Origin of the sequence: Bradyrhizobium sp. I71, from assembly GCF_022354745.1 — a bacterium.
Classification (GTDB): Bacteria; Pseudomonadota; Alphaproteobacteria; order Rhizobiales; family Xanthobacteraceae; genus Bradyrhizobium; species Bradyrhizobium liaoningense.
This window is the reverse complement of record NZ_CP059398.1, coordinates 2,690,053-2,702,556: the sequence shown is the minus strand read 5'-3', so window position 1 is coordinate 2,702,556 and position 12,504 is coordinate 2,690,053. Positions and strand designations below refer to the sequence as shown.

The 12,504-nt window shown below is 64.3% G+C and carries 12 protein-coding genes; 7 read left to right on the top strand and 5 right to left on the bottom strand.

Translation table 11 applies throughout. The features are described 5' to 3' along the window. Positions 1-3 precede the first annotated feature (3 nt). The 4 genes from FJV43_RS13225 to FJV43_RS13210 form a co-directional block, all read right to left on the bottom strand. A complete protein-coding gene (locus FJV43_RS13225) occupies positions 4-525 on the bottom strand; it encodes a hypothetical protein (RefSeq protein WP_239627553.1) in 522 nt (173 codons plus the stop codon). Positions 526-590: 65 nt separating this feature from the next. After that, on the bottom strand, positions 591-1,406 hold the full coding sequence (locus FJV43_RS13220) for an MBL fold metallo-hydrolase (RefSeq protein WP_239627551.1): 816 nt from the start codon (positions 1,404-1,406) through the stop codon (positions 591-593). A gap of 92 nt (positions 1,407-1,498) precedes the next feature. After that, the gene (locus tag FJV43_RS13215) at positions 1,499-3,025 is read right to left on the bottom strand and encodes a permease (protein ID WP_239627549.1); all 1,527 of its coding nucleotides are present in this window, start codon (positions 3,023-3,025) and stop codon (positions 1,499-1,501) included. After that, positions 3,022-3,771, bottom strand: coding sequence for an ABC transporter ATP-binding protein (locus FJV43_RS13210; RefSeq protein WP_239629408.1), 750 nt, complete (start codon positions 3,769-3,771; stop codon positions 3,022-3,024). The genes FJV43_RS13215 and FJV43_RS13210 overlap by 4 nt, the downstream gene beginning before the upstream one ends. A gap of 262 nt (positions 3,772-4,033) precedes the next feature. Here FJV43_RS13210 and FJV43_RS13205 point away from each other — a divergent pair, with 262 nt between their 5' ends. From FJV43_RS13205 to FJV43_RS13175, 7 genes are all read left to right on the top strand, one after another. After that, entirely contained in the window at positions 4,034-4,909 is an 876-nt protein-coding gene (locus FJV43_RS13205) for a branched-chain amino acid ABC transporter permease (RefSeq protein ID WP_028179067.1), read from the top strand. Between the two features lie 5 nt (positions 4,910-4,914). Then, positions 4,915-6,066 (top strand): branched-chain amino acid ABC transporter permease, encoded by a 1,152-nt coding sequence (locus FJV43_RS13200; RefSeq protein WP_239627547.1) that lies wholly within the window; start codon positions 4,915-4,917, stop codon positions 6,064-6,066. Next, a complete protein-coding gene (locus tag FJV43_RS13195; RefSeq protein ID WP_028179065.1) occupies positions 6,063-6,821 on the top strand; it encodes an ABC transporter ATP-binding protein in 759 nt (252 codons plus the stop codon). The genes FJV43_RS13200 and FJV43_RS13195 overlap by 4 nt, the downstream gene beginning before the upstream one ends. A gap of 3 nt (positions 6,822-6,824) precedes the next feature. Beyond that, positions 6,825-7,613 (top strand): ABC transporter ATP-binding protein, encoded by a 789-nt coding sequence (locus tag FJV43_RS13190; RefSeq protein WP_239627546.1) that lies wholly within the window; start codon positions 6,825-6,827, stop codon positions 7,611-7,613. A 95-nt stretch (positions 7,614-7,708) separates the two neighbouring features. Beyond that, positions 7,709-9,547 (top strand): AMP-dependent synthetase/ligase, encoded by a 1,839-nt coding sequence (locus FJV43_RS13185; protein WP_239627544.1) that lies wholly within the window; start codon positions 7,709-7,711, stop codon positions 9,545-9,547. An 81-nt stretch (positions 9,548-9,628) separates the two neighbouring features. Further along, positions 9,629-10,828 (top strand): ABC transporter substrate-binding protein, encoded by a 1,200-nt coding sequence (locus tag FJV43_RS13180; RefSeq protein ID WP_239627542.1) that lies wholly within the window; start codon positions 9,629-9,631, stop codon positions 10,826-10,828. Positions 10,829-11,057: 229 nt separating this feature from the next. After that, complete coding sequence (locus FJV43_RS13175) at positions 11,058-11,519, top strand: hypothetical protein (protein WP_239627540.1); 462 nt, start codon at positions 11,058-11,060, stop codon at positions 11,517-11,519. A gap of 133 nt (positions 11,520-11,652) precedes the next feature. Here FJV43_RS13175 and FJV43_RS13170 read toward each other — a convergent pair whose 3' ends face one another. Next, on the bottom strand, positions 11,653-12,369 hold the full coding sequence (locus FJV43_RS13170; RefSeq protein ID WP_239627538.1) for a transglutaminase-like cysteine peptidase: 717 nt from the start codon (positions 12,367-12,369) through the stop codon (positions 11,653-11,655). Positions 12,370-12,504 lie beyond the last annotated feature (135 nt).

Here is a 12,504-nt window from a genome sequence, read left to right as displayed (position 1 = left end):
TCGTCAGCCCTTGCGCCGCTTCGCCCTCACATCGACCACGAGTCGCCAATCGGCCGCGGCGGCCGGTTTGGACTCGCCGAGCCAGTGAAAGGAATCGTCCGTGATCTCGGTAAAGCTCCACCGCGTCAGTTCGCCGGCTTCGGTCGTGCCTTCCTGCACGATGTCCTCACCGCGCGGACGGCCGATCTGCTGGCGGAACACGCTGCGGCCGGGGTCGAACCAGGAGATCCGCCACGCGGACATGGTGGGGTCATAGACGCGCAGCGTCGTGCCGTACCAGTTTCCGGCGATCGGGAAGGCCGCCCCGCCTGCAGCGCGGGGGATGATCCAGACGTCCTGCACGGCGCGCCCTTCCAGCACCCAGCCAAAATGGATATCGCCTGGCGCTACGTGTTTCGTTCCGCCGGGTCCATGGGCCGTGATCTCGGCCTCCCAGTCGCCGACGAAGCGGCCGTAAAGCTGAAGCGCCGCCGCGTGCTCGGGATTCGGTCCGTCCGCGTGCAACAATCTCGCAAATTCGGTCATGTCGAGCTCCTGTCGCGGGGAGATCAACACCAAAAGCCAACAGCCGGCTTGGAGAAAATTGCGCCTCAGACCCCGTCGAGGATGATCACTGTCGGCTTCGGCGGCAGTGCATCCCGCGACATCCGGAACGATCGCTCGAGGCGCCGGTCGATCTCGAATTGCTGGCCGATCCGGCGCATGAAGTCGTCGAGCGGGGTGGCAAAGCGGTGCATCGGCAGCACCACCGAGGCGCGAAGCCGTCTGGTGATCTCGGAGATGCCGTCCAGCGACATGGTGTAGGTGCCGTCGATCGGCACCATCACGATGTCCAGCCGCCCGATCTGGGCAAAATGGCTGTCGTCGAGCTTGTGGTGAAGGTGGCCGAGATGGCCGATGCAGAGCCCGGCCGCCTCGAAGATGAAGATGGAATTGCCGTCGCGGATCATGTCGCTGCCGGCATCGTCGCCGAAATAGCGGCGGATGTCCGTCGTGACGTTGCGGATGAACGTATCGCTGATGCGCTCCGACACGATCGCCGGCTTGCCGTCCTCGCTCCAGCCATGCAGCACATGGGGAATTCGTTTGTCGGGATATAAAGAATAGTGCGTGCTGTGCGCCCGGTTCATGGTGACGACATCGGGCAGCCGTCCCACCTGGTACGCGCCGCTATAGTCGGTCGCGATGCGCAAACCGGCGGGAGTATCTATGAAATAGGTGGAATGGCCGGCATAGGTGATTTGGACCTCGGCCGCGGCTGCCGCCTGTCGGAACGCGGCCGGCATCACGCGGGGCGCCGCGTTGGCCATCGCCAGGCATTCGCTGCGTTGAGATGGCTGCTGGGCGAGCGCAGGTGCGAGGGATACGCCGAACAGCGCAAGGGCCGCCGAAACCAGTCGCCGCATGAATCCGTCCCCGATGACTTCGGAACAAGTCTAGCGCGCAACGCGGTGCGTGGCCAATGGGCCGCGATCAACAGCGCGTCAGTGTCGCACCTTCACGCCCGCCTGGGGCTGAACTTCCAGGTGAGGGCGACGAGGCTGGCTGTGATCAGGCCGCTGATGAGGCCGGCAAGCGGCAGGGCGAGCAGCAGAGCGGCGGTCGCGGCCCAGCCAATCGAGGAGAACGCTTCGGCGAAGGTCGCAAGCCGCGAAGACGTCTGGCGGCGGCGGAATTGGCTGCGACGGGCCTGCACCCGGAACCAGAGCTGGATCGCGGTCGCCGAGGCCGCGCCGACGATGATCGCGCCGGCGCTGATTGCCGCCTGGAATGGCGAGGCGAAGGCCAGCGCCGCGACCAGCGGACTGAAGATCACGGCGATTGCGATCAGCACCACCTCGATCTTGGCGCGGATGACGCTGGACGACGTCAGCGGCGCGGTGGCGACGAGATCGGGAGCGTCCTCGCCCGAGATCGTCAGCCAGGCGAGCCCGCCGGCAAGCTGTCCGGCGGCCATCACGATGACGGGTGTGATCAGCGTCAGCGCCGCGGAGCTGTCGGCAAAGTTGCGCCAGAGCAGGAGTGCCGGCGGCACCAGATAGAGCAGCTGCATCAACGTCTGCGAGATCAGCCAGGGATCGCGCCACAGGAGCATGAATTCCTTGCGCCGCAGCGCCTGCTGGCGCGATCCGCCGCGGAACGGGCGCTCCTTCGCGCGGGCGCGGCCGGACGTGCCGTACGCCGCCGCATCAATCGCGGTGTCGGCGAAGCGGTGCGAAAAGATCGCCATCACGCTGCCGAGCAGCACCAGGGCGAGCGCGAGAAACAGCAGCAGCGCCTCGGTGTCGCCCATGGTCGCCCGCGCCGGCCACCACCAGATGCTGTCCACGTCGGGCGCGTAGGCGGCGAGGCTGCCTGACGTCAGGATGGTGAAGCGCGACAGCGTGCCGTAGGACATGATAGCAGCGACCTGCAGCGCGATCACGAAGCCCGCGCCGATGATCGCGGCGAGGACCTGGGCGATCAGGCGCGTTCGCGCCGGCCCGGTCAGGCGGAACAAGAGAATGGTTACGGCGATCGCGATCGCCGCGGCCGACAGGCCCATCGCAATGACGACGCCGAAGGCGGCAAGCCAGCGCGCGCCACCGCCGATCACCAGCACGTCGATGAAGGGCGTCGAGAACAGCAGCGCCAGCACGGTGACGGTCAGCGCGATCGCGGCGATGCGGACCGAGAACAGATTGGTCAGCGTCGCCGGCGAGGACATGATCAGGTCGAGATCGGCGCGGGCGTAGAATACCCGCGTCACTGACTCGATCGCCTGCGACAGCATCAAGGTCCAGGCGAGAAAAATCGTCGTCGAAACCACGATCAGCGAGGATTTGTCGAGCGGCAGCTGCAGGTCGGCGAAACGGCCGATCACCGCCCAGGCGGGCAGGTGCAGCAGCGCGGCGAAGCAGAGCAGGTCGACGACAGCAGCGCGCGTCCGCTTGCGCCGCCCGCCGGTCATCATGGCGAACCATTCGCGCCAGGCGAGCCGCAGCTCGTGGCGGGCAAACCAGGACAGCGCCGTTGCCGAGCTCATGCGGCGGCCTGAAGCGTCACCAGCGCGATGAAGAGATCCTCAAGGCTGGTGTCGGCATGGCCGTTCTGTTGACGCAGCTCCGCCAGCGTGCCCTCGGCGACCAGGCGCCCGGACGCGATCACGCCGATCCGGTCGGCCATACGCTCGGCGACCTCGAGAATATGCGTGGTCATGATGACGGTGCAGCCGGCGCGGACGCGCTCGCTGAGCAGGGCTTTCACGTGGCGTGCGGAGACGGCATCGAGCCCCGTCAGCGGCTCATCGAGGATGATGAGGCGGGGATCGTGCACCAGTGCCCCTGCGAGAGCGACCTTCTGGCGCATGCCCTTGGAAAAGCCCTCGCAGCGCTCGTGCCGATGCGGCGCGAGCCCGAGCGAGCTGAGCAGCTCTTGCGCGACCGGTTCCGAGGCCGAGGGGGCGTTTCCCCAGAGGCCGGCGACGAATTCGAGGTATTCGAGCGGGGTCAGCTTGTCGTAGATCATGGGCTCGTCGGAGACCCATGCCATCACCTGCTTGGCGGAGGCGGGCCTCTGCAACGCATCAATGCCGAAGATCGAGATCGCGCCGGCATCGGGGCGCAGCAGGCCCGCAACCATGCGCAGGCTGGTGGTCTTGCCGGCGCCGTTGGGGCCGACCAGCGCATAGAATTCGCCGGCGTGAATGGTGAGATCGAGGCCGTCGACCGCCGGACGGTCAAAACGCTTCGTTAACCCTCGGACTTCCAGTGCCGAGTTGTCCGGCTTCATGACGGCCACACCATCCGGTTTTGCATCGTCCGAGACCATGACCCGAAGATATTTCGGCACGGTGAATCGCTTTGCCTCAAATTCCTCATCCGGGATCGACCAAAGGCAAGTCACCGTTTGTTGACAGCGCGCGGGCGTTCAGGCTGAATTGGCGCCGGGACAAATGGCGCTGACGCAGCGAAACGACTGCGTAGCGACTGGACACAAGATGCGGCAAGGCGGTCGGGAAGAACCGCGGGTTGCATCGGGAGGACACGCGTCGATGCTGGATTTTGTTCAGCAGCTGGTCAGCGGTGTTGCGCTCGGCTGCGTTTACGGCCTGATCGCGCTCGGCTTCGTGCTCGTCTACAAGGCTACCGAGGTCGTCAACTTCGCCCAGGGCGATCTGATGATGCTGGGCGGCTTCTTCGCCTTCACCTTCATCGGCATGATGGGCCTGAACTACTGGATCGGCTTTGCCGGTGCGGTGGCCGCGATGGCGCTGTTCGGCATGGTGGCGGAGCGCGTGGTGGTGCGGCCGATCCTCGGCTATCCGCAGTTCTCGATCATCATGGCGACGATCGGGCTGGGCTATTTCCTGCGCTCGGTCGCCGGCATGATCTGGGGCACCGACGACCTGAAGATCGAGACGCCGTTCAGCCAGGGCGTGCTGCGCATGGGCTCGCTGGTGCTCGCCTATGACAAGCTCTCGGTGATCGCGGCGACGATGATCCTGTGCGCGCTGCTCTGGCTGTTCTTCAACAAGACCATGCTCGGCACTGCGATGCGCGCCAGTTCCGAGAACATGCTGGCAGCCTACTATATGGGCATTCCGGTCAAGCGCGTGGTGTCGGTCGTCTGGGCGATCAGCGCGGCGGTCGCGACCTGCGCCGGCGTGCTGCTGGCGCCGATTACCTTCATCCACTCCAATGTCGGCCTCGTGCTCGGCCTGAAGGCGTTTCCCGCCGCCGTGCTCGGCGGCTTCGGCTCTATCCCCGGTGCAGTGGTCGGCGGCGTCCTGATCGGGGTGATCGAGAGCATGGCCGGCTTCTACCTGCCGGAGGGCTGGAAGGACGTCGCGCCCTATGTCGTGCTGCTGACGGTGCTGCTCCTGAAGCCCGAAGGCCTGTTCGGCCTCCACGTCCGCAAGAAGGTCTGAACGCCATGCGCTTCATGTTCAAGACCGATTATGAAGACGACATCAGGCTGTTTCCGCATTCGGGCTCCGTCGTCACCTACGGCGTCCTGCTCGCCCTGCTGCTGATCGCACCGCATGTGCTGTCCAGCTATCTGATGAGCCAGCTCGTCTTCGTCTGCATCTATGCAATCGTCGGCGTGGCGCTCTTGATCCTGACCGGCTTCACCGGCCAGGCTTCGCTCGGGCACGCCGCGTTCCTCGCGATCGGGGCCTACACCGCGGCCTATTTGCAGACATACAACGTGCCGTTCCCGGTCTACTTCCTCGCCGCCGGGCTCTTGACCGGCATCATCGGCGCGATGGTCGGCTTTCCTGCCCTGCGGCTCACCGGCATCTACCTCGTCATCGCCACCATCTCCTTTGCCTTGATCGTCGAGGAGATCCTGGCGCGCTGGGAGAGCGTGACCCACGGCAATGAGGGCATGCGGGTCAAGACGCTGTCGCTGCTCGGCGTCGCGGTGCCGCGCGACAGCCCGACCTTCTATTACCTCTGCCTTGCCGTGCTGGTGCTGACCATCGTCGGCACGCTCAATCTGCTGCGCTCGCCGACCGGCCGCGCCTTCGTCGCGATCCGCGACAGCGAGACGGCGGCGCGCAGCATGGGCGTCAATGTCGCGCTCTACAAGGTGAAGTCCTTTGCCATCTCGGCGGCGATCACCGGCTTTGCCGGCGTGTTGTTCGCGCACAAGCTCTCCTTCATCTCGCCGGAGATGTTCACGCTCCAGCTCTCGATCGAGTTCATCATCGTGATCCTGATCGGCGGCACTTTCAGCCTGCACGGCGCGGTGCTGGGGGCAATCTTCATCGTGATGATCGATCCGTTCCTGACCTATCTCAAGGACGACATGCCCGGCATCATCGCCGGCATCGCCGCAGCCTTCGGGGCGAGCACGGCGACTGCGGGAAACATCCAGTCGAACGTCGCGGCCTTTGCCTCGCTCAACGGCCTGAAGGGTGCGATCTACGGCATCATCATCGTGCTGTTCGTGCTGTTCGAGCCGCTCGGGCTCTACGGCCGCTGGCTGAAGATCAAGCTCTTCTTCCAGCTGTTCCCGCTCTACAAGCGCGCCACCTTCAAGCGGCAGAAGATCTACGTGAAGTCGGAGCGCAATCGATGAGCTATTTCCGTGCCGAGAACCTGTCGCTGCATTTCGGCGGCCTCAAGGCCGTCGACGCGGTCTCGTTCGCGGTCGAGAAGGGCGAGATTCTCTCTATCATCGGGCCGAATGGCGCCGGCAAGAGCTCGATCTTCAACCTGATCTCGCGGATCTACCGGCCGACGTCGGGGCGCATCTTCTTCGAGGACCAGGACATCACCGAGGAGCCGCCCTACGACATCGCCAGGCTCGGCATCGCCCGCACCTTCCAGAACATCGAGTTGTTCGAGAATGCGACCGTGTTGTCGAATCTCCTGGTCGGCCGCCACCGGCACTCGACCACGCAGCTCTGGCAGGAACTGCTGTTCCTGCCGAGCGTACGGGCCAACGAGAAGGTGCATCGCCGCCGGGTCGAGCAGGTCATCGAATTCCTCGATCTCGAACCCTATCGCGACAAGCTGATCTCGGGGCTGCCTTACGGCGTGCGCAAGGTCATCGAGCTGGCGCGCGCCCTGTGCTCGGAGCCCAAACTGATCCTGCTCGACGAACCGTCGTCCGGCCTCAATGTCGAGGAGACCGGCGACATGTCGTTCTGGATCCGCGACCTGAAGAACGAGCTCGGCGTCACCGTGCTGATGGTCGAACACGACATGTCGCTGGTCAATCGCGTCTCCGATCGGGTCATTGCGCTGAACTACGGCCGGGTGCTGGCGATGGGCTCGCCCGCCGAGGTGCAGCAGCACCCCGACGTCGTCGCCGCGTATCTGGGAGCCTGACCGATGGATGCCGCCACGACCCCGGACACCATCCTGAAGCTCTCCAACGTCGAGAGCTATTACGGGCCGATCATGGCGATCCGGGGCATCTCGCTGGAAGTGCCGCGCGGCCGAATCGTCACGCTGCTCGGGGCGAACGGGGCCGGCAAGACCACGGTGCTGAAGACCATCTCGGGCATCCTCGATCCGCAGAAGGGAACGATCGAGTTTCTGGGCAGGCCGATCCAGCGCATGGAGGCCGACCGGATCGTGCGGCTTGGTCTCAGCCATGTGCCGGAGGGGCGCGAGGTGTTCCCGTTCCTCTCCGTGCGCGAGAACCTGATGATGGGCGCCTATCCGCGCCAGGATCGGGACGGTGTCGCGGAGGATCTGGAGCGTGTCTACGGCTATTTCCCGCGGCTGAAGGAGCGCATCAACCAGCCGGCCGGGCAGCTCTCCGGCGGCGAGCAGCAGATGCTCGCGATCGGGCGCGCGCTGATGAACCGGCCGACGCTGCTGCTGCTCGACGAGCCCTCGCTCGGTCTGTCGCCGCTGCTGGTGAAGGAGATCTTCACCATCATCCGCAGGGTCAACGAGGAGCAGGGCATGTCGATCCTCTTGGTCGAGCAGAACGCCAAGGTGGCGCTGGAGACGGCACATTACGGCTATGTGCTGGAGATCGGCCGTATCGTGATGAACGACAGCTGCGACCGCTTGATGCATTCCCAGGACATTCAAGAGTTCTACCTTGGCGCCAAGGAAGCGGGCGCGCGCGGCGAGCGGCGCTGGAAAAAGAAGAAGACGTGGCGGTGAGGAAGAGCTGGCAGTAAGATGAGCCTGCCATCCGCAACATAGACCGCCGGCAAGGCAGGCAGCGGAGGCTGGCGACAAGGAGGGAGGAGAGGCGCATGGCCCGACCGGCGGTGCTGACGGTCGCTGATACGATCGCGAAGAGCTTCCTGCGCGCCGCCGAGACGCGGGGCGACAGGCCGGCGATCCGCGAGAAGAAGTTCGGCATCTGGCAGCCGACGAGCTGGCGCGAATGGCTGGAGATCTCGAAGGAGATCGCCTACGCGCTTCGCGCGATCGGCTTCATGCCCGGCGACGTCGCCTCCATCGTCGCCAACGCCGTCCCGGAATGGGTCCATGCCGACATGGGCATCCTGTGCGCCGGCGGCGTCTCCTCCGGAATCTATCCGACCGATTCCTCGTCCCAGGTCGAGTATCTCGTCAACGATTCCCGCACCAGGGTTATCTTCGCCGAGGACGAGGAGCAGCTCGACAAGATTCTCACCTGCCGCGCACGCTGTCCGTCCCTGCAGAAGATCATCGTGTTCGACATGGAGGGCCTCAGCGGCTTCTGCGATGACATGGTGCTGTCGTTCGACGAGCTTCGCGCGCTCGGCCGCAACCACATGGTCGGCCGCGAAGCACTGTGGCAGGAGATGATCGACAGCCGCAGCGCCGGCGATCTCGCCATCCTCGTCTACACGTCCGGCACGACCGGTCCGCCCAAGGGCGCGATGCATGCCAACCGCAGCGTCACGCACCAGATGCGGCACGCCAACGACTTCATCCCGGCGCGAGAGGACGAGGACCGGCTGATCTTCCTGCCGCTCTGCCATGTCGCCGAGCGAATCGGCGGCTACTACATCTCGGTCGCGCTCGGCTCGGTGATGAATTTCGCCGAGAGCCCGGAAACCGTGCCGGACAATCTGCGCGAGGTGCAGCCGACCGTCTTCCTCGCGGTGCCGCGCATCTGGGAAAAGTTCTATTCCGCCATCACCATCGCGCTGAAGGACGCGACGCCGCTGCAGCAATGGGTCTATCGGCGCGCGATCGGCATCGGCTACCGCATGGTCGAGTGCCGGCTCGAGGGCAGGGCCCCGCCGCTGTCGCTGCGGATAGCCAATCGCATCGCCTACCAGGTCGCGTTCCGCAACATTCGCCGCATGATCGGGCTCGATCGTTGCCGCATCGCGTTCACCGGCGCGGCACCCATCGCACCGGAGCTGATCCGCTGGTATCTGGCGCTCGGCATCGACATGCACGAGGTCTACGGCCAGACCGAGAATTGCGGAGTCGCCACCATGATGCCGGCGGAAAGGATCAAGCTCGGTTCGGTCGGCACCGCGGTGCCCTGGGGCGAGGTCGCGCTGTCGCCCGACGGCGAGATCCTGATCAAGGGCGACTTCCTGTTCATGGGCTATCTGAACCAGCCGGAGAAGACGGCCGAAACCATCGATCCGCGCGGCTGGCTGCACACCGGCGACGTCGGCACCATCGACAATGAAGGCTTCGTCCGCATCACCGATCGGATGAAGGACATCATCATCACCTCCGGCGGCAAGAACATCACGCCGTCCGAGATCGAGAACCAGCTCAAGTTCTCGCCCTACATTTCCGACGCCGTGGTGATCGGCGACAAGCGGCCGTATCTCACCTGTCTCGTGATGATCGACCAGGAGAACGTCGAGAAGTTCGCCCAGGATCACGACATCCCCTTCACCAATTACGCCAGCCTGTGCCGGGCGAGCGAAATCCAGGACTTGATCTGGCGCGAGATCGAACAGGTCAACGGCAATTTTGCCCGCGTCGAGACCATCAAGAGGTTTTATCTGATCGAACGCCAGCTCACCCCGGAGGACGAGGAGCTGACGCCGACCATGAAGTTGAAGCGCGGCTTCGTGAACAAGCGCTACGCCGCCGAGATCGAGGCGATGTATCGCGAGCGTGCAGTGGCGTGACGAGCCAGTCGATTCGAGAAAGCGAAGGAGCCGTGGCCCTCGCCCTTCGTCCAACACGGGCCTTTAGGAGAGGAGACGTCAATGTCGAAATCGTTCAGCGCATTCGGCCTTGCTTTGGGCGCCGTGGTGCTCACCTGTTTGCCAGCCGCGGCGCAAACCAAGGTCACCAACGAAGGCATCTCGGCGACCGAGATCGTCCTCGGCACCCATCAGGACCTGTCGGGTCCGATCAAGGGCTGGGGCGTCCCCGTCTCCAACGGCATGAAGATGGCGGTCGAGGAGGTCAACGCCGCCGGCGGCATCAACGGCCGCAAGATCCGCCTGGTGGTCGAAGACAGCGGCTACGATCCGAAGAAGGCCGTGCTGGCTTCGCAGAAATTGATCGAGCGCGACAAGATCTTCGCGATGGTGGGGCCGATGGGATCGCCGACCGTGCTTGCTGCGCAGGATATCTTGCTCGACGCCGGCGTGCTGCAGCTCTTTCCGCTGACGGCGGCCGAGTTCACCTTCAAGTTCGATCCGGCCAAGCCGCAGGAGCGGCTGAAGTTCAACAACCTCCTGCCCTATGTCGAGAGCACGCGGGCCGCGCTCAAATACATGATTGAGGCAAAGAATTTCAAGAAGCCCTGCATCATGCATCAGGACGACGAGTACGGGAAGAACGTGCTCGATGGTTTTAACCAGCAGCTCGCTGCCATGAAGGTGCAGCCGGCCTCGATCACGAGCTACAAGCGCGGCGCCTCCGACTTCTCGGCGCAGGTCGCCAAGATGAAGTCCGACGGCTGCGACCTCGTCGTGCTCGGCGCGGTCCTCCGTGAGCCGATCGGCACGATGAGTGAAGCGAAGAAGCTCGGATGGGACGTCACCTTCCTCGGCGCCACGCCCGTTAACGTGCTCGAAGTGCCGGCGCTCGGCAAGGAAGTGGTGGAGGGCTTGTATTCCGCTTCGAACTTCGAAATTCCCTATGAAGACACCGCGAAAGGAAAGGTGAAGGACTGGCTAGTCAATTACAAGAAGATGTTTAACGCCGATGCCAACACCCAGGCGATCATTGGCTACAATGCGGTGATGACGTTCGCGCATTATGCCAACAAGGCTGGTAAGGATCTCACTGGCCAGAAGATGCTCGACGCGCTGGAGTCCGGCGACAAGTTCCAGGACATCTTCAATTCGCCGCCGACGGTGTTCTCGAAGACCAACCATCTCGCCACCACCATCACACAGGTCCAGCAGGTCAAGAACGGCCGCTGGGTGCTGGTGAAGGACAATCTGATGTTCTGATGCTCTCTTGCGGAGAACTCGGTGCACCCTCTCCCCTTGCGGGCCCCTTGCGGGCCCCTTGCGGGAGAGGGTGGCTTCGCGCAACGCGAAGCCGGGTGAGCGGTTCTCTCCGCGAGGCGTTGTCCTTCGAGCGCGCCGATAGAACCCCTCATCCGGCGCGCGCAGTGCGCGCGCCACCTCCCAAAACGGAGAAGGAAGTAAAGAGTGAGGCGCCCTACAGCCGGCTGTTGTGGGCGGGAAGCTGTCGCAGGAAAAGGGCGGCGCGGCGATGGGCAAAGCCGGCCGTCGGGCGTTAAGCAGAAATCCCGTGCCTGATCAGAGCATCGCTGATTCTGACTGTCGGCGGACAACACCGGTATTCTTGTGTATAGTTCTACGCGCGCGCGAGGTGCCTGTTTTGGGGTTCGGAGTCATGCACAAGACACTTGCATCACTGTTGTCGTTGGCCATCATTGCTGTTGTTTGCGGCTACCCAGCGAGGGCGCAACAGGTCGCGGCCGAAACGCCGAAGGATGAGCTGTCCGCCCAGATCCGCTTGCAAGGTTTCGCCTGCGAAAAGGCGCTTGGTGCAACACGGGACAAGAAGCGCTCCCGGCCGGACTACGCTGTCTGGGTCCTCAAATGCAGCAACGCGACCTACAGGGTCTCGCGTGCCCCGGACATGGCGGCAAAGGTCGAGCTGCTCCGATGAGCGATGCGAGTGAACGCGTGGTGCATGATCCGGACCCGAAGCGCCGCGCTAGCGCAAAGTGTGCAGCGGTTTTCTGAAAAGATCATGCGCGATCAAGAAGCTAAAGCGCGATGATTTATCCCGATCTCATCGCTTAGTGCACTGAGGCCATTACCGGCTCGTCGACATATTTCATCACGGCCGACTGGTAGAGCACGAACAGCGGTTGATAGCTCCGCTCAGCGTCGTCCTCGACCATCGCCATGCGGCGATTGTCGAGCATCAGCCAGTGGCCGTCGAGCCGTGCAGTAGCAATCGCGTGCTCCTCGCCGACGCGGGTGTCGCGCACCACGACGATGCGGAGGTCTTCCGCAGCTACGCCCGCCAGCCGCAGCGCGGCGAGCTTGGCGATGGCGTAGTCTTCGCAATCGCCGGCGCCGCGCGCGAAGGTCGCGAGCGGCGAGCTCCAGGCGTCGTCGATGCCGTCATTGGCGGCGTGGATGGCGAGATTGATGGCTCGGTTGGTCTCGCCGAGGCGCGCGCGGCCCTCACGGGCGCGGGCCTGGTCGACGATGGCGAGCAGCTTCAGGGCCGCAGGGGATGCACAATTGTCCCGGTCGCCGTCGCACAGCGCGAGCTGCACCATGTCGTCGTCGAGCCTGTCCTTCAGCGTGGACCATTTCTGCTGGAGGCCGCCGGATGAGATGGCGAAGGCGAACACGCCGAACGGTTCGGCGGATTTGCGTACGAGGAGGCCGGCGCCGGGCGACAGCAGCGTGCCGGCGCGAAGCTCGGCGGCCGATCCGAGCAGGATCAAGCCGCACAAGATCAGGATTGCGCGCCAGGCGCGCGAGCGAGCAGCGGTCTCCATCTGACATCCCCTTCCCAGGCTTCGCGAGATCCCCCTCGATCTCGACGTGCCGGGCTGTGTTGCTTTCCTGGAGATAGTGCGAGGCGGGCCGTTTTGTTCTGCTTAACGCGCCCGGCAGGGGTCCCAGAACCGTGG

Excerpts from the sequence above, each read along its gene's own strand:
- FJV43_RS13195 (WP_028179065.1), top strand. The coding sequence starts at position 6,063 with ATGAGCTATTTCCGTGCCGAGAACCTGTCGCTGCATTTCGGCGGCCTC.
- FJV43_RS13185 (WP_239627544.1), top strand. The coding sequence starts at position 7,709 with ATGGCCCGACCGGCGGTGCTGACGGTCGCTGATACGATCGCGAAGAGC.
- FJV43_RS13220 (WP_239627551.1), bottom strand. The coding sequence starts at position 1,406 with ATGCGGCGACTGGTTTCGGCGGCCCTTGCGCTGTTCGGCGTATCCCTC.
- FJV43_RS13215 (WP_239627549.1), bottom strand. The coding sequence starts at position 3,025 with ATGAGCTCGGCAACGGCGCTGTCCTGGTTTGCCCGCCACGAGCTGCGG.
- FJV43_RS13180 (WP_239627542.1), top strand. The coding sequence starts at position 9,629 with ATGTCGAAATCGTTCAGCGCATTCGGCCTTGCTTTGGGCGCCGTGGTG.
- FJV43_RS13200 (WP_239627547.1), top strand. The coding sequence starts at position 4,915 with ATGCGCTTCATGTTCAAGACCGATTATGAAGACGACATCAGGCTGTTT.
- FJV43_RS13210 (WP_239629408.1), bottom strand. The coding sequence starts at position 3,771 with ATGAAGCCGGACAACTCGGCACTGGAAGTCCGAGGGTTAACGAAGCGT.
- FJV43_RS13170 (WP_239627538.1), bottom strand. The coding sequence starts at position 12,369 with ATGGAGACCGCTGCTCGCTCGCGCGCCTGGCGCGCAATCCTGATCTTG.
- FJV43_RS13190 (WP_239627546.1), top strand. The coding sequence starts at position 6,825 with ATGGATGCCGCCACGACCCCGGACACCATCCTGAAGCTCTCCAACGTC.
- FJV43_RS13205 (WP_028179067.1), top strand. The coding sequence starts at position 4,034 with ATGCTGGATTTTGTTCAGCAGCTGGTCAGCGGTGTTGCGCTCGGCTGC.
- FJV43_RS13225 (WP_239627553.1), bottom strand. The coding sequence starts at position 525 with ATGACCGAATTTGCGAGATTGTTGCACGCGGACGGACCGAATCCCGAG.